Source organism: Phenylobacterium soli (assembly GCF_003254475.1).
Classification (GTDB): domain Bacteria; phylum Pseudomonadota; class Alphaproteobacteria; order Caulobacterales; family Caulobacteraceae; genus Phenylobacterium; species Phenylobacterium soli.
In genome coordinates this window covers 697,080-715,344 of the sequence record NZ_QFYQ01000001.1, presented here as the reverse complement: position 1 = coordinate 715,344, position 18,265 = coordinate 697,080, and the positions used below count along the sequence as shown (strand labels likewise).

21 protein-coding genes are annotated in these 18,265 nt (G+C 71.0%); 9 read left to right on the top strand and 12 right to left on the bottom strand.

Annotation, left to right across the window (positions count from 1 at the left end):
* Window positions 1–60: 60 nt before the first annotated feature.
* A complete protein-coding gene (locus DJ017_RS03660; protein ID WP_111527437.1) occupies window positions 61–2,148 on the top strand; it encodes a prolyl oligopeptidase family serine peptidase in 2,088 nt (695 codons plus the stop codon).
* A 37-nt stretch (window positions 2,149–2,185) separates the two neighbouring features.
* On the opposite strand, the gene DJ017_RS03655 is transcribed toward DJ017_RS03660, so the two are convergent.
* The 4 genes from DJ017_RS03655 to pdxR all read right to left on the bottom strand — a co-directional run bounded on the left by DJ017_RS03655 (window position 2,186) and on the right by pdxR (window position 5,979).
* Complete coding sequence (locus DJ017_RS03655; protein ID WP_227000002.1) at window positions 2,186–2,710, bottom strand: PadR family transcriptional regulator; 525 nt, start codon at window positions 2,708–2,710, stop codon at window positions 2,186–2,188.
* A gap of 152 nt (window positions 2,711–2,862) precedes the next feature.
* On the bottom strand, window positions 2,863–3,756 hold the full coding sequence (locus DJ017_RS03650; RefSeq protein ID WP_111527436.1) for a hydrogen peroxide-inducible genes activator: 894 nt from the start codon (window positions 3,754–3,756) through the stop codon (window positions 2,863–2,865).
* A gap of 177 nt (window positions 3,757–3,933) precedes the next feature.
* Window positions 3,934–4,479 (bottom strand): SRPBCC family protein, encoded by a 546-nt coding sequence (locus DJ017_RS03645; RefSeq protein WP_111527435.1) that lies wholly within the window; start codon window positions 4,477–4,479, stop codon window positions 3,934–3,936.
* Window positions 4,480–4,503: 24 nt separating this feature from the next.
* The gene (gene pdxR / locus DJ017_RS03640) at window positions 4,504–5,979 is read right to left on the bottom strand and encodes a MocR-like pyridoxine biosynthesis transcription factor PdxR (protein ID WP_165830517.1); all 1,476 of its coding nucleotides are present in this window, start codon (window positions 5,977–5,979) and stop codon (window positions 4,504–4,506) included.
* A 70-nt stretch (window positions 5,980–6,049) separates the two neighbouring features.
* On the opposite strand from pdxR, the gene DJ017_RS03635 reads away from it, so the two are divergent.
* On the top strand, window positions 6,050–6,667 hold the full coding sequence (locus DJ017_RS03635) for a GNAT family N-acetyltransferase (RefSeq protein ID WP_227000001.1): 618 nt from the start codon (window positions 6,050–6,052) through the stop codon (window positions 6,665–6,667).
* The gene (locus DJ017_RS03630) at window positions 6,660–7,322 is read left to right on the top strand and encodes a pyridoxamine 5'-phosphate oxidase family protein (RefSeq protein WP_111527433.1); all 663 of its coding nucleotides are present in this window, start codon (window positions 6,660–6,662) and stop codon (window positions 7,320–7,322) included. The genes DJ017_RS03635 and DJ017_RS03630 overlap by 8 nt, the downstream gene beginning before the upstream one ends.
* A gap of 7 nt (window positions 7,323–7,329) precedes the next feature.
* Here DJ017_RS03630 and DJ017_RS03625 read toward each other — a convergent pair whose 3' ends face one another.
* The 3 genes from DJ017_RS03625 to DJ017_RS03615 all read right to left on the bottom strand — a co-directional run bounded on the left by DJ017_RS03625 (window position 7,330) and on the right by DJ017_RS03615 (window position 9,256).
* On the bottom strand, window positions 7,330–8,181 hold the full coding sequence (locus DJ017_RS03625; RefSeq protein WP_111527432.1) for a glutamate racemase: 852 nt from the start codon (window positions 8,179–8,181) through the stop codon (window positions 7,330–7,332).
* Window positions 8,182–8,243: 62 nt separating this feature from the next.
* On the bottom strand, window positions 8,244–8,663 hold the full coding sequence (locus DJ017_RS03620; protein WP_133255378.1) for a hypothetical protein: 420 nt from the start codon (window positions 8,661–8,663) through the stop codon (window positions 8,244–8,246).
* A gap of 56 nt (window positions 8,664–8,719) precedes the next feature.
* Window positions 8,720–9,256: a methylated-DNA--[protein]-cysteine S-methyltransferase gene (locus tag DJ017_RS03615; RefSeq protein WP_111527430.1), complete on the bottom strand. Its 537-nt coding sequence runs from the start codon at window positions 9,254–9,256 to the stop codon at window positions 8,720–8,722.
* 347 nt (window positions 9,257–9,603) lie between these two features.
* Between DJ017_RS03615 and ffh the strand changes: the two genes are divergently transcribed.
* Genes ffh through rimM form a run of 3 tightly spaced genes read left to right on the top strand, consistent with a single transcriptional unit; the run spans window position 9,604 to window position 12,220 of the window.
* Entirely contained in the window at window positions 9,604–11,121 is a 1,518-nt protein-coding gene (gene ffh / locus DJ017_RS03610) for a signal recognition particle protein (RefSeq protein WP_111529949.1), read from the top strand.
* A 22-nt stretch (window positions 11,122–11,143) separates the two neighbouring features.
* The gene (rpsP, locus tag DJ017_RS03605) at window positions 11,144–11,689 is read left to right on the top strand and encodes a 30S ribosomal protein S16 (RefSeq protein ID WP_111527429.1); all 546 of its coding nucleotides are present in this window, start codon (window positions 11,144–11,146) and stop codon (window positions 11,687–11,689) included.
* A 9-nt stretch (window positions 11,690–11,698) separates the two neighbouring features.
* Window positions 11,699–12,220 (top strand): ribosome maturation factor RimM, encoded by a 522-nt coding sequence (rimM, locus tag DJ017_RS03600; RefSeq protein ID WP_111527428.1) that lies wholly within the window; start codon window positions 11,699–11,701, stop codon window positions 12,218–12,220.
* A 22-nt stretch (window positions 12,221–12,242) separates the two neighbouring features.
* Here the strand turns inward: rimM and DJ017_RS03595 are convergent, their stop codons facing one another.
* Complete coding sequence (locus tag DJ017_RS03595) at window positions 12,243–12,653, bottom strand: GFA family protein (RefSeq protein ID WP_111527427.1); 411 nt, start codon at window positions 12,651–12,653, stop codon at window positions 12,243–12,245.
* A gap of 35 nt (window positions 12,654–12,688) precedes the next feature.
* A complete protein-coding gene (locus tag DJ017_RS03590; protein WP_111527426.1) occupies window positions 12,689–13,582 on the bottom strand; it encodes an acyl-CoA thioesterase in 894 nt (297 codons plus the stop codon).
* Window positions 13,583–13,695: 113 nt separating this feature from the next.
* Here DJ017_RS03590 and trmD point away from each other — a divergent pair, with 113 nt between their 5' ends.
* Both trmD and rplS read left to right on the top strand, forming a co-directional pair.
* On the top strand, window positions 13,696–14,406 hold the full coding sequence (gene trmD, locus DJ017_RS03585; protein ID WP_111527425.1) for a tRNA (guanosine(37)-N1)-methyltransferase TrmD: 711 nt from the start codon (window positions 13,696–13,698) through the stop codon (window positions 14,404–14,406).
* Window positions 14,407–14,426: 20 nt separating this feature from the next.
* Window positions 14,427–14,831 (top strand): 50S ribosomal protein L19, encoded by a 405-nt coding sequence (gene rplS / locus DJ017_RS03580; protein ID WP_111527424.1) that lies wholly within the window; start codon window positions 14,427–14,429, stop codon window positions 14,829–14,831.
* 72 nt (window positions 14,832–14,903) lie between these two features.
* Here the strand turns inward: rplS and DJ017_RS03575 are convergent, their stop codons facing one another.
* A complete protein-coding gene (locus tag DJ017_RS03575) occupies window positions 14,904–15,797 on the bottom strand; it encodes a LysR family transcriptional regulator (RefSeq protein ID WP_111527423.1) in 894 nt (297 codons plus the stop codon).
* 88 nt (window positions 15,798–15,885) lie between these two features.
* Between DJ017_RS03575 and DJ017_RS03570 the strand changes: the two genes are divergently transcribed.
* Window positions 15,886–16,884, top strand: a complete 999-nt coding sequence (locus tag DJ017_RS03570; RefSeq protein ID WP_111527422.1) for an NAD-dependent epimerase/dehydratase family protein — start codon at window positions 15,886–15,888, stop codon at window positions 16,882–16,884.
* Here DJ017_RS03570 and DJ017_RS03565 read toward each other — a convergent pair.
* Window positions 16,881–17,798 (bottom strand): M56 family metallopeptidase, encoded by a 918-nt coding sequence (locus DJ017_RS03565; RefSeq protein WP_111527421.1) that lies wholly within the window; start codon window positions 17,796–17,798, stop codon window positions 16,881–16,883. The genes DJ017_RS03570 and DJ017_RS03565 overlap by 4 nt on opposite strands.
* Complete coding sequence (locus DJ017_RS03560; protein WP_111527420.1) at window positions 17,791–18,204, bottom strand: BlaI/MecI/CopY family transcriptional regulator; 414 nt, start codon at window positions 18,202–18,204, stop codon at window positions 17,791–17,793. Before DJ017_RS03560 ends, DJ017_RS03565 begins: the two co-directional genes overlap by 8 nt.
* Window positions 18,205–18,265: the final 61 nt, after the last annotated feature.

The window sequence follows — 18,265 nt, the reverse complement described above, 5'->3', positions numbered from 1 at the left end:
TGCGCCCTTTGCGCACGCGCGGGGGAGACAGGCGCGGTTTCGTGACGCTAGAAACGGGGCATGAAATCGCTCGCCCTGGCGCTCGCCGCGCTCGTCCTTGCCGCTCCCGCCGCCCGTTCGCAGGAGATCAGCCCCGATCCCTTCCAATGGCTGGAAGACATCGACACGCCGAAGTCGATGGCCTGGGTCGAGAAGCAGAACGCCCGCACCGCCGAGCGGCTCGAGAAGGACCCGCGCTACGCGGCCTTCCACCAGGAGGCGCTGGCGATCTTCACCGCACAGGACCGTATCCCGACCCCGCACTTCCGGGCCGGCGGGGTCGACAACTTCTGGCAGGACGGCGCCCACGTGCACGGGCTGTGGCGGCACGCGAGCCTTTCCTCCTACCGCTCGGCGGCGCCGCAGTGGGAGACGCTGCTGGATCTCGACGCCCTCTCCAAGACCGAGGGCAAGAACTGGATCTGGAAGGGCGCGACCTGCCTGAAGCCGGATGAGCGGCTCTGCCTGGTCAGCCTCTCCAACGGGGGCTCGGACGCGGTCGAGGTGCGCGAATTCGACACGGTGGCGAAGCGCTTCGTCGACGGCGGCTTCCAGTTCGCCGACGGCAAGCAGAACGTCGAATGGGTGGATCGCGACACCCTGCTGGCCGACCGCGAGTGGACGCCCGGCGAGGTCACCGCCTCGGGCTACGGCTACGTGGTCAAGCTGGTCGGCCGCGCGGGCGCGCCGCGGGAGGTCTATCGCGGGACCGAGACCGACGTCTCGGCCCAGGGCGTGGTCCTGCGGGGCGCGGGCGGCAGGGCCGACGCGGTGATGATCCGCCGCGGCGTCACCTTCTTCGAAAACGAGTTCTACCTCGTCGGCGACAAGCCTTCGATCGGGGCGCCGACGCGCATCCCGCTGCCGCTGAAGGCCGAGTACCAGGACTATGTGGCCGGCCAGGCGGTCTTCACCCTGCAGGAGGCCTGGCATGGCTTCGGCGCCGGCGCCCTGATCGCCTACGACCTCGCGACCCTGAAGCGCGACCCGGCCGCCGCCCAGCCGACGCTGGTGTTCCAGCCGGGCCCACGCCAGGCGATCCAGTCAGTGGCCGCGACCAGGGACCGGCTGGCGGTCGACCTCCTGGAAGACGTGAAGGGGGCGCTGGACGTCTATGCCTATGCGGGCGGTCGCTGGACGGCGAAGCGGCTGCCGCTGCCGAAGGACGCCAACGTCGTGCTGGTGGACGCCGCCGGGGACAGCGACCAGCTGTTCGCCAATGTCGAGGGCTTCCTCGAGCCGACGGCCCTGTGGCTCGCCGACACCGCGTCCGGCCGGGCCGCGAAGCTGAAGCAGCTGCCGGCTCGCTTCGACGCGTCGAAGGACGTGGTCGAGCAGTTCTGGGCGACCTCCACCGACGGGACCAAGATCCCCTACTTCCTGGTCCGGCCGAAGGCGATGAAGGCCGACGGCTCCACGCCCACCATCGTGTACGGCTACGGCGGCTTCGAGCTCGCCAAGCCGCCGATCTACCTGCCGGAGATGGGCAAGATCTGGCTGGAGCGCGGCGGGGCTTATGTGATCGCCAACATCCGCGGCGGCGGCGAGTTCGGGCCGGCCTGGCACCAGTCGGTGATGCGCGAGAAGCGCCAGCTCGCCTTCGACGACTTCGCGGCCGTGGCCAAGGACCTGATCGCGCGTGGGATCACCTCGCCGCACCACCTGGGCATCTACGGTCGCTCCAATGGCGGGGTGCTGACCAGCGTCTCGATCACCCAGCATCCCGAGCTGTTCAACGCCGCGGTCATCGAGAGCCCGCTGATCGACATGCTGCGCTACAACCACCTGTCGGCCGGCGCGTCCTGGGTCGGCGAGTACGGCGATCCCGACAAGCCGGAGGACCGGGCGTTCATCGAGAAGTACTCGGCCTACCAGAACCTGAAGCCCGGAGTGAAATATCCGGAGGCCTACATCACCACCAACACCCGCGATGACCGCGTGCATCCGGGCCACGCCCGCAAGTTCGCCGCGCGGCTGGAGGCGATGGGGATCCCCTATCTCTATTACGAGCAGACCTTCGGCGGTCACGCCAACGACGCCGACCCGGAGCTCAACGCCCGGCGCTGGGCCCGGCACTATGTGTACCTGGCCCAGAAGCTGATGGACTGAGCCGAGACGCCCCTCCTTCGGGGAGGATCCGAAGGCCTCAGCTCTTCTCGATCGCCGCGGCGGTGTCGTCGAGGATGTTGACGATGCGGTCGATCTCCTCGGGCGTGATCGGGCGGCGCGACAGCCGCGCCTGCAGGGCCATGCCCAGATTGGCCATGGCGCGGCCGATGCGCGGGCGGCTGGACTCCGAGCTCTCCGCCACCTCGGCCATGCGGGCGAAGATCGCCTCCACGTGGGTGCGGGTCTCCTCGGTGAGCTTCTTGCCCTCGTCGGTCGGCTCGTAGAGCTTGCGGCCGGTCTCGCCGCCGGCCTGGCGGACGAGGCCCTCGTCTTCCAGCATGGCTAGGGTCGGATAGATGACCCCGGCGCTGGGGCGGTAGGCGCCGCCGGTGCGCTCCTCCAGCTCCTTGATCAGCTCGTAGCCGTGGCGCGGCTGCTCGGCGAGCAGGGCCAGGACCACGAAGCGGAGGTCGCCGTGCTCCAGCAGCCGGCCCAGCCGACGGCCGCCGCGCATGCGGCCGCGCCCATGGCGCTCTGCGTGTCGGGTCCAGTCACGGCTCATCCCATAGCTCCGGGGGTCGCGGATGCGCTCTTCATAACGGTCGTGTCTGTGGTGATGCCACATCGTTTTCGCTCCTATCGCGATATATCGATATTGCAGATATATCGAGATCGCATCGAAGCGCAAGCACTTTCGATATAGTCTAAATGTATCTAGGTGCGCAGGGTGTCGGCCAGGAGGCGGCCTTCGGCGGCGCGGCTGGACCCGGCGCGCCAGGCCACGACGATCTCGCGGCTGGGATGATCGGCAGCGATCGGGCGAACCGCGACCGGCGCGGCGTCGGTCAGCCCCGCCTCGATGGCCATGGCCGGCAGGAAGGTGACGCCCAGGCCCGAACCGACCATCTGCACGAGGGTTGGCAGTGAGGTGGCGGCGAACACCTCCTCGCCCGGCGCTGCCTTCGGCGGCTTCAGTCCGCAGGCGGCAAGGGCATGCTCGCGCAGGCAGTGGCCGTCCTCCAGGAGGATGATGTCCTCCTTCTCCAGGGCTTCGACCGTGGCGCTCTGCTGGCCGGCCAGCGGGTGGTTCGCGGGCACGGCGGCCATCAGCTCGTCGTCCGACACGTGAGCGTAGTGGAGGCCGGTGAGGTCGTAGGGCAGGGCGATCAGGGCGGCGTCGAGCTGGCCGGCGCGCAGGGCCGCGATCAGCCGGTGGGTCAAGTCCTCGCGCAGAAACAGGCGCAGCTTGGGGAAGCGCTCGCGCAGCAGCGGCAGGGCGCGCGGCAGCAGGAACGGCGCGATGGTCGGGATGACGCCCAGGCGGAACCGGCCGCTGAGCGGCTGGGAGGCGCTCTTGGCCGCCTCGACCAGCTCCTCCGCCTCGTTGAGGATGGTGCGGGCGCGGCGCAGGGCCTCCTCGCCCACCGGGGTCAGGATCACGCCCGCGCGGGAGCGCTCGACCACCGGAGCGCCCAGGCAGCGCTCGAGCTCCTGGATTCCGGCCGAGAGGGTGGGCTGGGTGACGTGGGCCGCCTCGGCGGCCCGCCCGAAGGCGCCGTTCTCGACGAGCAGCTTCAGGTACTGGAGTTGGCGAAGGGTGGGCAGCATGGGTCGAATATAGAGCCCATCTATGCGAATTCCAGGAACTATCGATTGGGCTTGTGGGCGGAGCCGGCCTATCTCAGGTCCCAGCGCGGCTCGCCTCCCTCCCAGCCCAAGCGGGCCGCCTGAAACGCTCCGGGGGACGGGCCCCCACGTTCCCCGGAGCCCATTCGCCACACCGCCTCACGGCGCGGCGGAGGCGTCTGGCCGGCCGGTCTCAACATACCGCTTCAGACGGGCGACCTGCTCGGCCAGCACGGTGTCGACCGGCGCGGCCCAGTGCTCCGCCAGCCCGCCCTTGGCGTAGCCGCCGACATCGTAGGTGAGGGTCAGGTCCGTGCCGCCGGGCGAGTCCTTGAGGGCGATCCCCATGTGCCCGGCCGCGCCGGTGAACTGCAGCGGTCCGAGGCCGCCGAACATCCTGAGCTGCGCACCCTGGTCCACATAGGTCAGCGTCATGTGGCGGACGAAGCCGCCCGCCAGCTTCTCGCAGAAGCAGCCGTTGGCGAGGTCGAGGGTCAGGTTGCGGGCGTCGCCCGACCAGCTGTGCTGGCTGTTCCACCAGGCGGCGGGCGTCATCAGGGCCGCCCACACCTTGGCCCGCGGCGCGAGGATGCCGACCTTCTCCGTCACCTCGAAGCCGGCCGGCGACTGGTCGGTCACCTCGGCCCGGGCGGCGCCGGCGACGAGGCTCATCGTCACGGCGGCGAGCGTCAGCATCTTGCGCATGGGGTTCCCCTTCCGGGCTCAACCCTAGCAGGTCGTCTCCCGCAACACGCGCGCCAGCCTACCCACGCCGGGGAGCATGGCCTGGGCCGGAAAGCCGGTGAAGCCGAGCATCAGCCCCGAGCGGGGCGGCGCGTCGTGATAGAGCCGGCTGATCGGGCGCACCACGAGGCCTCGCTGGGCCGCCGCGGCCTGCACGGCGACGTCCGACCGCCCGTCCTGCAGGAAGGCCATGAGGTGCATGCCCTGGTCGGGAACGTCGACCTCGAGGAGATCGGCGAGCTCGCCCTCGAGGGCCGCCACGAGCGCGTCGCGCTGGTCGCGGTAGGCCAGGCGGCGGCGGCGCACGTGGGCGGCGAAGTCGCCGCTTTGCATGAACTCCAGCACGATCGCCTGGGAGATGGTCGGCGGCTGGCGGTCGACCAGGCCGCGGGCGGTGGCGAAGGCGGCGGCGAGGGGCTTCGGCGCCACGAGGTAACCCAGCCGCAGCCCCGGGAAGAGCGACTTGTTGAAGGTGCCCACGTAGATCACCCGCTCGCCGCCATCGAGGCCCTGGAGCGAGGCCAGCGGCGGGCCCGAGTAGCGGAACTCCGAGGCGTAGTCGTCCTCGACGATCCAGGCGCCGGCCGCCCTGGCCCAGGCGATGAGCTCAAGGCGTCGGGCCATGGAGAGGGTGACCCCGAGCGGATACTGGGTGGAGGGCGTGATGAAGGCCATCCGCGCGTCCGGCGCGATCGCCACGCCGGCCGCCACGTCCAGGCCGGCGCGGTCCACCGGGATCGGGTGCAGCCGCGCGCCGACGGCCGTCAGGGCGCGCCACGTCGGCTCGTAGCAGGGATCCTCGACCCACACCGGCGCGCCGGGCTCGAGCAGGATGCGCGCCGCCAGGTCGGCGGCGTGCTGGGCGCCGGCGGTCAGCACCACTTGGTCGGGCTCGCAGACGACGCCACGGGCGGCCCGCAGGTAGTCGGCGATCACGGCGCGCAGCTCGGCCATCCCGGCCGGCTCGGTGTAGCCGAAGTGGATCGGATCCAGGCAGCGGAGCGCCTTGCGGGTAGCGCGCGACCAGGCGTCCTGGGCGCGGGCGTCCATCAGGGTGCGACCGTTGGTGAAGAGCTGCGGCTCGCGCGCGCCCGCCGGGAGCGTCAGTTCGGCGAGCTCGCGGACCCGCGGCGGCGGCTCGGGGGTGGCGGCCGGCTCGGGCTCGGCGGCGGGCCTGCGGACCTCCAGCACGCCGGACAGGTCGCCGGCCACGAAGGCGCCGGAGCCGCGGCGGCCCTCGATATAGCCCTCCGCCTGGAGGAGGTCGTAGGCTGCCACCACGCTGGCCCGCGCCACGCCGAGGTGCTCGGCCAGGCCGCGGCTCGACGGCAGGCGCCCGCCCGGCAAGAGCGCGCCCGCATGGATCGCCTCGCGCACCTGGTCGTAGACCTGGCGGATCACCGGCTCGCCGGCCTGCGGCGGGCGCCAGGCGTAGAGGTCGGCCCAACTGGTCTGCTGCATCATCGGAAACTGGACCTTTCGGCCAGACCACACAAGGCTTAGCCGGACCTCGACAGACACGGAGGCCCGAATGACCCCGCAGAAGATGCAGCTCGCCCACGCTCCGCTGGAGAACCGCTTCGTGCGCCTCGAGCCGATGGGCGAGGCCCACCGCGAGGATTTCCGCGCCGCCTGCAACGAGGACGAGGTCACCTGGCAGACGCTCTATCCGTTCTCCTACGCCGGCGAGCATTTCGACCCGAGCTGGGCGCGCGTGCAGCGCGACCGCGAGGCCGGGACCTTCCTGCCCTTCGCGGTGGTGGTCGACGGCCGCTGCCGGGGGATCAGCGGCTACCTGACCCCCGAGGCCACCAACGCCACGGTGGAGATCGGCGGCACCTGGTACCATCCCGACCTGCGCGGCGGCGCGGTGAACCCAGCGGCCAAGCGCCTGCTGCTCGGCCACGCCTTCGACGCGGGCGCCCGGCGGGTGCAGTTCAAGGTCGACGCCATCAACGCCCGCAGCCGCGCGGCGGTGACCAAGCTCGGCGCGGTGCAGGAAGGCATCCTGCGCCAGGACCGGCTGTGCTGGACCGGCCGGATCCGCGACACGGTCTACTTCTCCATCCTCAGGGACGAGTGGCCGGAAGTGCGCGAGCGGCTTGAGGCCCGGCTGGCGGCTTTCGAGCGGGAGCTGGCCGATGCCTGAGTTCACCCCAACCGAGCGCTCCCGGGTGCGGCGGCGGCCGCAGCGGGCCGCCTATGACGAGGCCACGGTCTACAAGGTGCTGGACGCCGGCATCCTCGCCCACGTCGGCTATGTCCTCGACGGCCAGCCGTTCGTCACGCCCACCGCCTACTGGCGCAAAGGCCGGCGGCTCTACTGGCACGGCGCCGCGGCGAGCCGGATGCTGCGGGCCGTGGGCGAGGGCCAGCCGGTGTGCCTTACCGTCAGCTTCCTCGACGGCTTCGTGCTCGCCCGCTCGGGCTTCCGGCACTCGCTCAACTACCGCTCCGTGCTGGCCTTCGGCCGCGCGCGGTTGGTCGAGGACCTGGAGGCCAAGCGCCTCGCCATGGACGACTTCATCGAGCGGCTCTATCCGGGCCGCACGACGAGCCTGCGTCCGGCGACGGAGGCGGAGCTGAAGCAGATCGCGCTCGCGGAAATGACCATCGAGGAGGCCTCCGCCAAGCAGCGCGCGGGCGGCCCCATCGACTACGCGCCGGACGAGGGCTGGCCGGCCTGGTGGGGCGAGATCCCGCTGGACCAGCGGCTTGGCGCGCCAAAACCCGCGGGGCTGGCCGCCGGGGCCGCGCCGCGGGTGGCCCTGGAAGCCGAGGCGCCCTGCGCGTTTCCGTTCTAGCCCCGCTCTAGGCCTTCTCGAAGTGCAGCGGACCGCCCCAGAAGGTCTCCACGAGGCCGTTCTGGGCGCCGGGGGCGCCGGTGGTCAGGAACAGGCGCTTGCCGCTGTGGCCGGGGTCGAACTCCGGATGCCGCTCCAGATAGCGCGTCAGGGCGTCGGCGGTCGCCTGCGGCTGGTGGATCAGCGGCGTGCCGGGGGGCAGGGCGGCGCGGAACAGGTCGGCGACGATCTCGTAGTGGGTGCAGCCGAGGATCGCCCGGTCGGGGGCGCGGCCGATGCGCTTGGCGAGGGCGGCGACGTGACGCTCGATCACCCGCTTCAGCTCCTCGCGGCCGGCGCCCTGCTCGATCATCCGCGCCAGTTCCGGGCAGGGCTCGGAGAACACCGCGACGTCCTGGCGGCGCTTGTCGATCTCGATCTCATAGACCCGGCTGCTGGTCGTCGCCGGGGTCGAGAAGACGCCGAGAATGTCGAGCTTCTCGACCTTGTCGCCGCGCCGCTCGGCCTCGTGCTCCCAGGGCAGACCGGTGGCCGCCTCGATGGTCGGGACGATGATGCCGATGACGTTCACCGGCCGACCGAGCGCCTTGCGGTAGCCCGGCAGCCAGGTCTGCTGCAGGCGGCGGAGCGCCACCGCGGCGGCGGTGTTGCAGGCCAGGACCACGAGGTTGCAGCCCTCGGCGAACAGCCGCTCGCAGCCGGCGCGGGTCAGCGCCACGATCTCCTCGCCGGGCCGCCCGCCATAGGGGCTGTTCGCCTGGTCGGCGAGATAGACGAAGTCGGCGGTCGGGAACCGCTCCACGAGCTTGTGATGGACGGAGAGCCCGCCCACCCCGGAGTCGAAGACGCCAATGGCCATGAGCTGGTGTTAGCGGGCGTCGCGGCGGACCGCCAGCGGCCAATCCGCCACGCCCGGCCGCCTCACTCGCAGGTGGCGTAGCAGGTGGGATCGCTGCCGAACCAGGTGCCGGGCGGCGGGAAGTAGCAATTGCCCTGCTGGTCCCAGGCCCCGGGGCCGCGGGTGCAGTTCTTCGCCGCCGGCATGGTCAGGTAGACGCTGCCGTACTGGCAGCTCATCTGGCCTCCGTCGACGCGCATGCCGATCAGCTTCAGGCCGGGGCCGTTGTTGTCGTAGCGGGCGAAGCCCGTGGGAATGCCCACCGTCGCCGCGATCGTCGCCGGGCAGGCGATGTTCCGCGTCGCCGCGGCCTTGGCCGTGGACGTCGGCTTGGCCGGCGACTGCAGTTTGGCCGGCTGGGCGAGCGCGACGCTTGGGGCGGCGGCGAATTGCGGGGCCAGCACGAGCGCTGCGGCCAGAAGGCCGGAAATCAAAGGCTGCAAGGTCAGCGTCTCCTCCAGGAACAAGCTTGACCGTAAGCTATGCCGTGATCCGCCGCTCAGGCGAAGAGGTCGCCTTGCGCCGCCGCCTTGGCCCCCTCGATTGCCAGCAGCCTGAGCTTGGTGTTGACCCCGCCGCGCGCCGAGAAGCCGCCGAGCTTCCCGCCCGCGGCCGTCACGCGGTGGCAGGGCACGACGATCGGCCAGGGGTTCTTGCCCAGCGCCTGGCCGACGTCCCGCGCCAGCAGCTTGTCCCCGAGCTTCTCGGCCACCTCGCCGTAGGTCAGGGTCTCGCCCGGCGGAATGGCGCGTGCGATCTCGTAGACCCGGGCGTGGAACTCCGGCGTGCGCGACAGGTCGAGGGCGACGCCCGTGAGGTCGGCCGGCTCGCCCGCCAGGAGGACGCGGATCGCCTCGATGGCCTGGGCGACGTCGGCCGGCGGCGGGGCTTCGACGATCTCCGGGAAGCGGCGCAGGAAGCTCTTGCGCGCGACCTCGGCCTCGCGCTCCGGAAGGTGCACCCCGACCAGGCCGGCCTCGCCCCAGGCGAGGCCAGCCCAGCCGATCTTGGTCTCGAACAGGGCGTATCGGGTCATGCCGCGAAAGATAGGCCGCACGACCGAGAACCGCTGGCGGCTTTCGGACCCGAACCTCGGATGCGGCGCAAGCCGCGCGGAGCCCGACGAAAATCGGCCGGCTGCGGGATTCCTTGACCTAAACCATCCACAGGCGCATAAGCGCGCCCTTCCGGCGCAACCTCGGTCAGCGCCCTCCACCGCCACGACCCCCATCACCATATGGGACGAGGGCGGCGAGGCCCCCCGTCCACGCAATCGTGCACGGGGGTCGATCGCGTTTGCGCCACTCCATTTTCGCGAATAGCGAAAATGGGCACTGGAAAAGCTACGCAATTCGCATCCGCGAATTGCTGGTGGAGTTCGTTTTGTTCGACGCGCTGTCAGATCGTCTGTCCACCGTCTTCGACCGGCTGTCCGGTCGCGGTGTGCTGTCCGACAAGGACATCGACGAGGCCCTGCGCGAGGTGCGCGTGGCCCTGCTCGAGGCCGACGTCGCCCTGCCCGTGGTGCGCGAGTTCATCGCCAAGGCCAAGGAGCGGGCGACCGGCGAGGCGGTGATCCGGGCGGTGAAGCCCGCCGACCAGGTGGTCAAGATCACCTACGACGGCCTCGTCGAGATGCTGGGCGGGGACAAGGAGCCCGAGGCCCTCAACCTCAGCCTCAACCCGCCGACGATCATCATGATGGCCGGCCTGCAGGGCTCGGGTAAGACGACGACCGCCGGCAAGCTGGCCCTGCGGCTCCAGAAGGAGCGCAAGAAGGTCCTGCTGGCCTCGCTCGACACCCGCCGCCCGGCGGCTATGGAGCAGCTGGCGACCCTCGCCACCCAGGCCGGCGTCGAGAGCCTGCCGATCGTCGCCGGCCAGGCCGCGCCGGACATCGCCAAGCGGGCCATGACGGCGGCCAAGCTCCAGGGCTACGACGTCCTGATCCTCGACACCGCCGGCCGCACGACCCTCGACGAGGCGATGATGAGCGAGGCGGCCGAGATCGCCCGCATCGCCAACCCGCACGAGACCCTGCTGGTCGCCGACAGCCTGACCGGCCAGGACGCGGTGCGCACCGCCAAGGCCTTCCACGAGCGCCTGCCCCTGACCGGCCTGGTGCTGACGCGAGCCGACGGCGATGGCCGCGGCGGCGCGGCGCTCTCGATGCGCGCGGTCACCGGCCTGCCGATCAAGTTCCTCGGCGTGTCGGAGAAGATCGACGGGCTCGACGCCTTCGACGCCCACCGGGTCGCCGGCCGCATCCTGGGCCAGGGCGACGTGGTCGCCCTCGTCGAGAAGGCCGCCCAGGACATCGACGCGGCCAAGGCCGAGGCCATGGCCAAGAAACTGGCCAAGGGCCAGTTCGACCTCGAGATGATGTCCGAGCAGCTCGGCCAGATGAAGAGGATGGGCGGCATGGAAGGCCTGATGGGCCTCTTGCCCGGCGTCCAGAAGGTCAAGAAGCAGATCTCCGAGGCCGGCATCTCCGACAAGATGCTCGACCGCCAGCAGGCGATCATCTCGTCCATGACCAAGGCCGAGCGGAAGAAGCCCGACATCCTGCAGGCCTCGCGCAAGCGGCGCATCGCCGCCGGCGCGGGCGTCGAGGTGGCCGAGGTGAACCGGCTGCTGAAGCAGCACCGCCAGATGGCCGACGCCTTCAAGATGATGAGCCGCGACGGCGGCAAGGGCTTCGCCCAGATGGCGCGCATGATGGGCGCCGGCGGCGGCAACCCGATGGCCCAGCTCAAGGCGCTGGGCGGCGGCAAGATGCCCCAGCCGACCCCCGAGCAGCTCGAAGAGATGCAGAAGCAGCTGCAGGGCCTCGGCGGCCCGGGCGGCCCGAAACTTCCAGGCCTGGGCGGACTGCCCGGCTTCAACCCCTTCAAGAAATAACCGGACTTAAAAGGACCTACCGATGCTGAAGATCCGTCTCGCCCGTGGCGGCGCCAAGAAGCGCCCCTACTACTCGATCGTCGTCGCCGACAGCCACGCCGCCCGCGACGGCCGCTTCATCGAGAAGGTGGGCTCCTACAACCCGCTGCTGCCGAAGGACCACGCCGACCGCCTGGTCGTGAAGGCCGAGCGCATCCAGGAGTGGATGTCCAAGGGCGCCCAGCCGACCGACCGCGTGGCGCGCGAGCTGGCCAAGCTCGGCATCACCAAGTGGGAGCACGGGAACAACCCGAAGAAGGGCGAGCCGGGCACGAAGGCCAAGGAACGCGCCGAAGAGCGCGCCCAGCGCGAGGCCGACCGCGCCGCCGCCGCGGCTGAAGCCGCCGCCGCCCCGGCCGTGGAAGAGGCTCCGGCCGTGGAAGAGGCTCCGGCCGAGGAAGCCGCTCCGGTGGAAGCCGCCGCCGAGGAGGCCCCCGCCGCCGAGGCCGCCCCGGCTGAAGAAGCCCCGGCCGCCGAAGAGGCTCCCGCCGCCGAAGCTCCGGCCGGCGACGAAGCCGCCGAAGGCTAAGCGTTCCGGGTGGGCGAGCCGCTCATCCTGGTGGGCCGCGTCTCGGGCGCCTTCGGCGTCCGCGGCGAGGTCCGCATCACGACCTTCACCGCCGATCCCCTGGCGCTCGCGACCTATCGCGACCTGAAACGCCAGGACGGGCAGCCGGCGCTGACCATCCTCTCCGCGCGCCTCGCCAAGGGCGGGATCATCGTGCGGACCAAGGAGGTGGAGACGCGCGAACAGGCCGAGGCCCTGCGCGGCCTGAAGCTGCACATCCCGCGCGACATCCTGCCCGAGCCGGAGGAGGACGAGTTCTACGTCACCGACCTGATCGGCCTCGCCGTCGAGACCTTGGCGGGCGAGCCGCTCGGCCGGGTCAAGGACGTGCGCGACTTCGGGGCCGGCGACCTGCTCGAGATCCAGCCGCCGGAAGGCGCGAGCTGGTATCTGCCGTTCACCCGCGAGTCGGTTCCGGAGGTGCGGATCGCCGAAGGCAAGGTCCTCGCCGTCCCGCCCCGAGAGGCCGAAGAGGCCGAAGACGCCGACTGATCCGGCGCAGTCAGGGCGCCGTTCACGCTCCCGGGAATTTCGGGAAGGCGGGCACCCCTTCGGGGAACTGGTGGAACTTCGGCGCGTCGGACGTCCACATGACCACCTGCGGCCCCTCGAACAGCGAGGTGTCGTCCATCGAGCCGACCTTGACGATGACGCCCTGCGGCAGGGCCGGCGCCCGGGTGGTGAGCGGCGCGCCGCAGGTTCCGCAGAACTCACGGGTCACGGCGTTCGGGATGTCGGTGCGCGTGAAGCGCTTGGGCTCGCCCTTGGTGTAGCGGAACCCCGCCGCCGGCATGGCCAGGAACAGGTTCTCCGCCCCGCCGGTGATGTGCTGGCATTCGCGGCAATGGCATTCGCCGCGCATCAGGGGCTCGCCCTCGCACTCGTAGCGCACCTCGCCGCAGTAGCAGCCGCCCGTCAGCTTCATCGCATCCTCCCGCTCTCGTTGGCGGGCAGCCTAGCTCAGGCCTTGGGCTTGCGCATCCGCATCAGGCCTTCCTGGGCGACGGAGGCCACCAGCACCCCGTCCTGGCGATAGATGCCACCGCGGTTGAAACCGCGGCCGCCCGAGGCCGAGGGGCTGTCCTGCACGTAGAGGTGCCAGTCCTCGAAGTTGGTCGGATGGTGGAACCACATGGCGTGGTCGAGGCTGGCCGACTGGAAGCCCGGCGTGCGCCAGCTGACCCCGTGCGGCCGCACCGCCGTGCCCAAGAGGCTCATGTCCGAGGCGTAGGCCATCACCACCTGGTGCATGCGCTCCTCGGAACCGACCGGCGTGCGCGAGCGGAACCAGAGGCGCTGGTAGGGATCCATCTTCGGCGGCGCGACCCCGTCGTTGCGCGGCTCGATGTTGCGGATCTCGATCGGCCGGACCTTGTCCATCCAGTCGATCTCGGCCTCGCCGGCGGCCTTCAGCCGCTCCAGCTCCTCGGCCCACTCGTCGCGCAGCCCCTCCGGCGAGGGCGCGTCCGGCATCTGCGCCTGATGCTCGAACCCCTGCTCCGGCGCCTGGAAGGAGGCGGCCAGGTTGAAGATCTGCTGGCCGTGCTGGACGGCGATCACCCGGCGGGTCGTGAAGCTGCCGCCGTCGCGGGAGCGGTCGACCTCGAAGACGATCGGCACGCGCGGGTCGCCCGGGCGGATGAAGTAGCAGTGCAGGGAATGGCAGACGCGCTCTTCGACCGTCTCGTAGGCGGCGAGCAGCGACTGGGCGATGACCTGGCCGCCGTAGATGCGGCCCGATCGGCCTTCGGGCGTGGTGCCGCGGAAGAGGTTCACCTCCAGGCGCTCGAGCCGGAGGGTGTCGACGAGGGTCTTCGTCGGAGCCTTTTGGCTCTGGGATTGGGCGGCGGCCATGGGGAGGGTCCGCTCCATGTTGCAACTGCGAAGTCGCCCCGCTTACGCGCGAGGCCCCGCCCAAGCAAGCTCCGAGCTTGACGTCGGGCGCGTCCTGGCCCCTTGAGCGGGCCATGTCGTTCGACGTCACCGTCCTAACCATGTTCCCCGAGGCCTTCCCCGGCCCGCTGGGCGTCTCCCTGATCGGGACCGCCTGGCGCGAGCAGGGGCTGTGGCGGCTTGAAACAGTGGACATTCGCGACTTTTCCAAGGATAAGCGCGGCTTCCTCGACGACACCCCTGCGGGTGGCGGTCCTGGACAGGTGATGCGGGCGGACGTGATCGCCTCTGCGCTGGACAGCGTGGAGCGTCGCGAACGGCCGCTTTTGTACATGAGCGCGCGGGGTCGGCCCCTGACCCAGGAACGCGTGCGTAGCTGGTCCGGCGGACCCGGGCTGATCGTCCTGTGCGGTCGGTTCGAAGGGGTGGATCAGCGGGTGCTCGACGCCCGCGGGTTCGAAGAGGTCGCCGTGGGCGATGCGGTCCTGGCCGGAGGCGAGGCCGCCGCGCTCGTGACGATCGAAGCGTGCGTCAGGCTCGTGCCCGGTGTGTTGGGCCAGCCCGAGAGTTTGAGTGAAGAGAGCTTCGAGGACCATCTCCTCGAGCATCCGCAGTACACCAGGCCGCGGACGTTCGAAGGGCGCGAGATCCCCGAAGTCCTGCTGTCCGGCCATCACGCCCAAATCGGCAAGTGGCGGCAGGCGCAGCGGGAAGAGACCACGCGGGAGCGGCGTCCGGACCTCTGGGCGAAGCGCCTCGCCAATCAACAGGCAAAGGGCAAGTAAAGCCCAGTAAGGATGAACCGATGAACGTGATCGAACAGCTCGAGCAGGAAGAGGCCCAGCGCCTTTCCGCCCGCAAGGTCCCGGAGTTCCGTCCCGGCGACACCGTCCGCGTCAACGTGAAGATCAAGGAAGGCGAGCGCGAGCGCGTTCAGGCCTACGAGGGCGTGTGCATCGCCCGCTCGGGCGCCGGCCTCCACGAGAACTTCACCGTGCGCAAGATCTCCTTCGGCGAAGGCGTTGAGCGGGTGTTCCCGATCATGTCGCCGATGATCGACTCCATCGAGGTGAAGCGCCGCGGCGTCGTGCGTCGCGCCAAGCTCTACTACCTGCGCGACCGTCGCGGTAAGTCGGCCCGTATCGCCGAGCGCGCCATGACGGCGGCCGCCAAGAACGAGCCCACCGAGACCCCAGCCTCGGAAGACTAAGCGCTTCCGGCCATCTGAATTCGAGCGGCGGCCCCGGCGACGGGGCCGCCGTTTTCGTTTCCGGGATCGGCCTCAGTTGCCGTCCTGGATGACCTCGGCGAGGCCCGCCGCCAGGTGGTCGAACATCAGCCGCATGCGCCGGCTGGTCTTCAGGTTCTCGTGCATGCAGACCCAGACCTCCATGCGGAACGGCAGGGCGCCTGGCAGCACCTGGGTCAGGCCGGCGCGCCGGGCGATGCCGTGCTGCAGCACTCCGATGCCGAAGCCGGCGCGCACGGCGGCGATCTGGGCCAGGTCGTTGTCGGTGCGGAAGGAGAAGATGTCCCGCGTCACCGGCCGGCCGAAGTCGGCGCCCTCGGGCAGGGTCGGCGGGCGGGTGTCGTAGCCGATGATCGTGTGGTCCTCGAGGTCGTCCCAGGTCTGCGGACTGCCGTGGCGCTTCAGATAGTCGGGCCGGGCGTAGAAGCCGACGCCGACCGAGCCCGCCTTCTTGGCCAGGAGGGTGTTCTGGGTCGGCCGCGACATGCGCACGGCGATGTCGGCGTCGCGCCGCGTGAGGTCCTCGATGCGGTTCGAGAGCACGACCTCGATGTCGATCTGCGGGTTCTTCTCGCGGAACGCCGAGAGGATCGGCGGCAGGACCTCGACGCCGACGATCTCGCTGGCCGTCACCCGCACCACGCCCGCCGTTCCGTCGGCCGCGCCGGCGGCGTCCCGGATCGCCGTCTGGGCGGCGGCGGCCATGTCGTCGAGGTGCGGCCGCAGCGCCAGGGCCAGCTCGGTGGCCTGCAGGCCCCGGGGACTGCGCAGGAAGAGCGGCGCGCCGAGCTCCTTCTCCAGCTGGTCGATGTGGCGGCCAACGGTGGGCTGGGTGAGGCCCCGCAGCTTGGCGGCGGCGGACAGGCTGCCGGCGGTGAGCACCGCGTGCAGGCTCTGGAAGAGGTCCCAATCGGGCAAATCAGCCATGCGTAATTGTAGAGCCGGGCCGAAAAGAAACGCAATTCCGTTCAGGTGGCCCGGGCTCCATGTTCAGCCCGAACAGGAGACCTGAGCCATGACTGCTCACACGCTCGGCCAGAAGCCCTTGGCCCTCGTGATCGGCGCCACCGGCGCCTTCGGCGGCGAGACCGCCCGCCAGCTCGTCGCCGGAGGCTGGCGCGTCCGCGCCCTGCACCGCCGTCCCGACCAGGCCCGCGTCCAGACCGGCCTCGCCGCGGACTGGGTGAAGGGTGATGCGATGAGCGCGTCCGACGTTCGCCGCGCCGCGGAGGGCGCCCGGGTGATCGTCCACGCCGCCAACCCGCCGGGCTACAAGAACTGGCGGGGGCTCGCCGCGCCGATGCTGGACAATTCGATCGCCGCGGCGAAGGCGGAGAACGCGCGCATCCTGCTGCCCGGGAACGTCTACAACTATGGCCCCGACGTGTTCGGCCGCCCGATCGACGAGGCCGCCGCCCAGACGCCGCGCACCCGCAAGGGCAAGATCCGCGTCGAGATGGAGCGCCGGCTGCGAGACGCCGCGCAGAGCGGAGCCAAGTCGCTGGTGCTGCGGGCCGGCGATTTCTTCGGGCCGGCCTATCGCACGGGCTGGATGGGCCAGATCATCTTCCAGGCCGGCAAGCCGATCCGCTCCCTGACCTATCCCGGCGACCTTTCGGTGCGCCACGCCTGGGCCTATCTGCCCGACCTCGCGGCCACCGCCGTGCGGCTGCTGGAGAAAGAGGACGAGCTGTCGGCCGTCGCCGGCTTCCAGTTCGCCGGCCACGCCTTGACCGGGCACGAACTGCGTGCCGCCTTCGAGCGGGCCGTCGGCCGCAAGCTGCCGGTGATGCCCTTCCCCTGGTTCGCGCTCGCCGCGGTCGGCCCGTTCAACGAGACGTTCCGCGAGCTCTACGAGATGCGCTACCTGTGGCGCGAAACGGTGACCATGGACGAGGCGCGGCTGAAGGCCGTGCTCGGGACCGTGCCGCACACGCCGATCGACGAGGCCGTCACGACGACCCTGACGGAGCTCGGCTGCGTGGCGCCGACCGCGACCGCGCGGGCGGCCTAGGGCTTGGCGCTGGTCCGCGCGGGCCAGGAGATCAGCATCACCGACATGGCCTGCTGATGCTGGGCCTGATCGTCCCACGCGGCGAGGATGCCGCGCGGCGGCTGGGGCGGGATCGGCGGCTCGACGGCGATGGCTGCGAGGGCCGCCACGAGGACGCCGGTCAGCACCACCAGTCCGCCCTCGACCCCGCGCTCGCGCACCGGCCGGCAGAGCTGCTCGACCCGCAGCTCGAGCGGGTGGCGGCTGCGCGCCGGCCAGTAGCAGCCGAGCGGCAGGGGCGCGGCGGCCAGCTGGGTCTTCAAGAGGGTCTTGGCGTAGGCGACGCGGCAGGTCGGATGGCGGCGCATCACCGCCGCGTCGCAGGCCAGCTCCTGATCCAGGCGCGCCAGATGGGCGGCGACGTGGACCAGCGGGTTGAACCAGGCGAGGCACTGGAAGAGCGCCATGACCGCGCCGGCGCGCGGATCGTCGCGGCTGATGTGCGTGCGCTCGTGAGCGCGGATCAGCGCCCGCTCCTCTTCGCTGAAGCGGCCATCGTCCGGCGGCATGACCACGCGCGGCGCCAGCACGCCGACCACCGCGGGCCCGGCGCGGCCCTGGCGGGCGGCGCGCAGGAAGGCGGCCTGGGCGCGCGCCATCAGGACGATGGCCAGGACCACGCCCGCGCCCCAGAGGCCGAGCAGGACCGGCGACAGGTTCGCCGGGGCGATGTGGTCGAGCGGCGCGAGCGCGGCCTTGCCGGTGCGTAGCGGGATCAGGGTCGCCAGGGCGGCGAGCGGCGGGGCGGCCCAGAGCCGGTAGGCCATCTCGGGTCCGAAGCGGCGGCGGGCCGGCGCGCGCAGCGCCATGACCGCCAGGATCACGGCCGCCGCGACCAGATTGGCCCGCAGGAGGGCGTCGACGACCTCAGCCATCACCCTTCTCCGCGTCGTCCTTCTCCATCTGGGCGATCAGCGCCTTGAGACGGTCGATCTCCTCGGCCGACAGCGGCCGGTGTTTGGCGTAATGGGCGACCAGGGGCGCCACCTCGCCGCCGAACAGCCGGTCCAGCAGGCCCTGGCTCTCGCCGGTCACGTAGTCGGCGCGGCTGACGAGCGGGCGGTAGCGCGCCCGGCCGCCGACCCGCTCGGAGGCGATGGCCTTCTTCTTCAGCAGCCGGTTGATGAGCGTCTTGACCGTGGCCTCGCCCCAGCCCTGCGGCCCGCCGACCTCGCGCACCAGGTCCTCCGCGCCCAGCGGGCCGCGGGCCCAGAGCGCCTCCATGATCTGGCTTTCCGCGCCAGAGATACCGGTCGAGATCCTTGCCGAGAGCCGGGCCATCTTCTTACGCCTGTAGAACGAGCCGAGCCTACGCCTGTAATCCCGGGCGTCAAGAGCGGCG

Bases quoted from the DNA above. Each gene is read 5' to 3' on its own strand.
- DJ017_RS03660 (WP_111527437.1), top strand. From the start codon at position 61: ATGAAATCGCTCGCCCTGGCGCTCGCCGCGCTCGTCCTTGCCGCTCCC.
- DJ017_RS03655 (WP_227000002.1), bottom strand. From the start codon at position 2,710: ATGAGCCGTGACTGGACCCGACACGCAGAGCGCCATGGGCGCGGCCGC.
- DJ017_RS03650 (WP_111527436.1), bottom strand. From the start codon at position 3,756: ATGCTGCCCACCCTTCGCCAACTCCAGTACCTGAAGCTGCTCGTCGAG.
- DJ017_RS03645 (WP_111527435.1), bottom strand. From the start codon at position 4,479: ATGCGCAAGATGCTGACGCTCGCCGCCGTGACGATGAGCCTCGTCGCC.
- pdxR (WP_165830517.1), bottom strand. From the start codon at position 5,979: ATGCAGCAGACCAGTTGGGCCGACCTCTACGCCTGGCGCCCGCCGCAG.
- DJ017_RS03635 (WP_227000001.1), top strand. From the start codon at position 6,050: ATGACCCCGCAGAAGATGCAGCTCGCCCACGCTCCGCTGGAGAACCGC.
- DJ017_RS03630 (WP_111527433.1), top strand. From the start codon at position 6,660: ATGCCTGAGTTCACCCCAACCGAGCGCTCCCGGGTGCGGCGGCGGCCG.
- DJ017_RS03625 (WP_111527432.1), bottom strand. From the start codon at position 8,181: ATGGCCATTGGCGTCTTCGACTCCGGGGTGGGCGGGCTCTCCGTCCAT.
- DJ017_RS03615 (WP_111527430.1), bottom strand. From the start codon at position 9,256: ATGACCCGATACGCCCTGTTCGAGACCAAGATCGGCTGGGCTGGCCTC.
- rpsP (WP_111527429.1), top strand. From the start codon at position 11,144: ATGCTGAAGATCCGTCTCGCCCGTGGCGGCGCCAAGAAGCGCCCCTAC.
- DJ017_RS03595 (WP_111527427.1), bottom strand. From the start codon at position 12,653: ATGAAGCTGACGGGCGGCTGCTACTGCGGCGAGGTGCGCTACGAGTGC.
- DJ017_RS03590 (WP_111527426.1), bottom strand. From the start codon at position 13,582: ATGGCCGCCGCCCAATCCCAGAGCCAAAAGGCTCCGACGAAGACCCTC.
- trmD (WP_111527425.1), top strand. From the start codon at position 13,696: ATGTCGTTCGACGTCACCGTCCTAACCATGTTCCCCGAGGCCTTCCCC.
- rplS (WP_111527424.1), top strand. From the start codon at position 14,427: ATGAACGTGATCGAACAGCTCGAGCAGGAAGAGGCCCAGCGCCTTTCC.
- DJ017_RS03575 (WP_111527423.1), bottom strand. From the start codon at position 15,797: ATGGCTGATTTGCCCGATTGGGACCTCTTCCAGAGCCTGCACGCGGTG.
- DJ017_RS03570 (WP_111527422.1), top strand. From the start codon at position 15,886: ATGACTGCTCACACGCTCGGCCAGAAGCCCTTGGCCCTCGTGATCGGC.
- DJ017_RS03565 (WP_111527421.1), bottom strand. From the start codon at position 17,798: ATGGCTGAGGTCGTCGACGCCCTCCTGCGGGCCAATCTGGTCGCGGCG.
- DJ017_RS03560 (WP_111527420.1), bottom strand. From the start codon at position 18,204: ATGGCCCGGCTCTCGGCAAGGATCTCGACCGGTATCTCTGGCGCGGAA.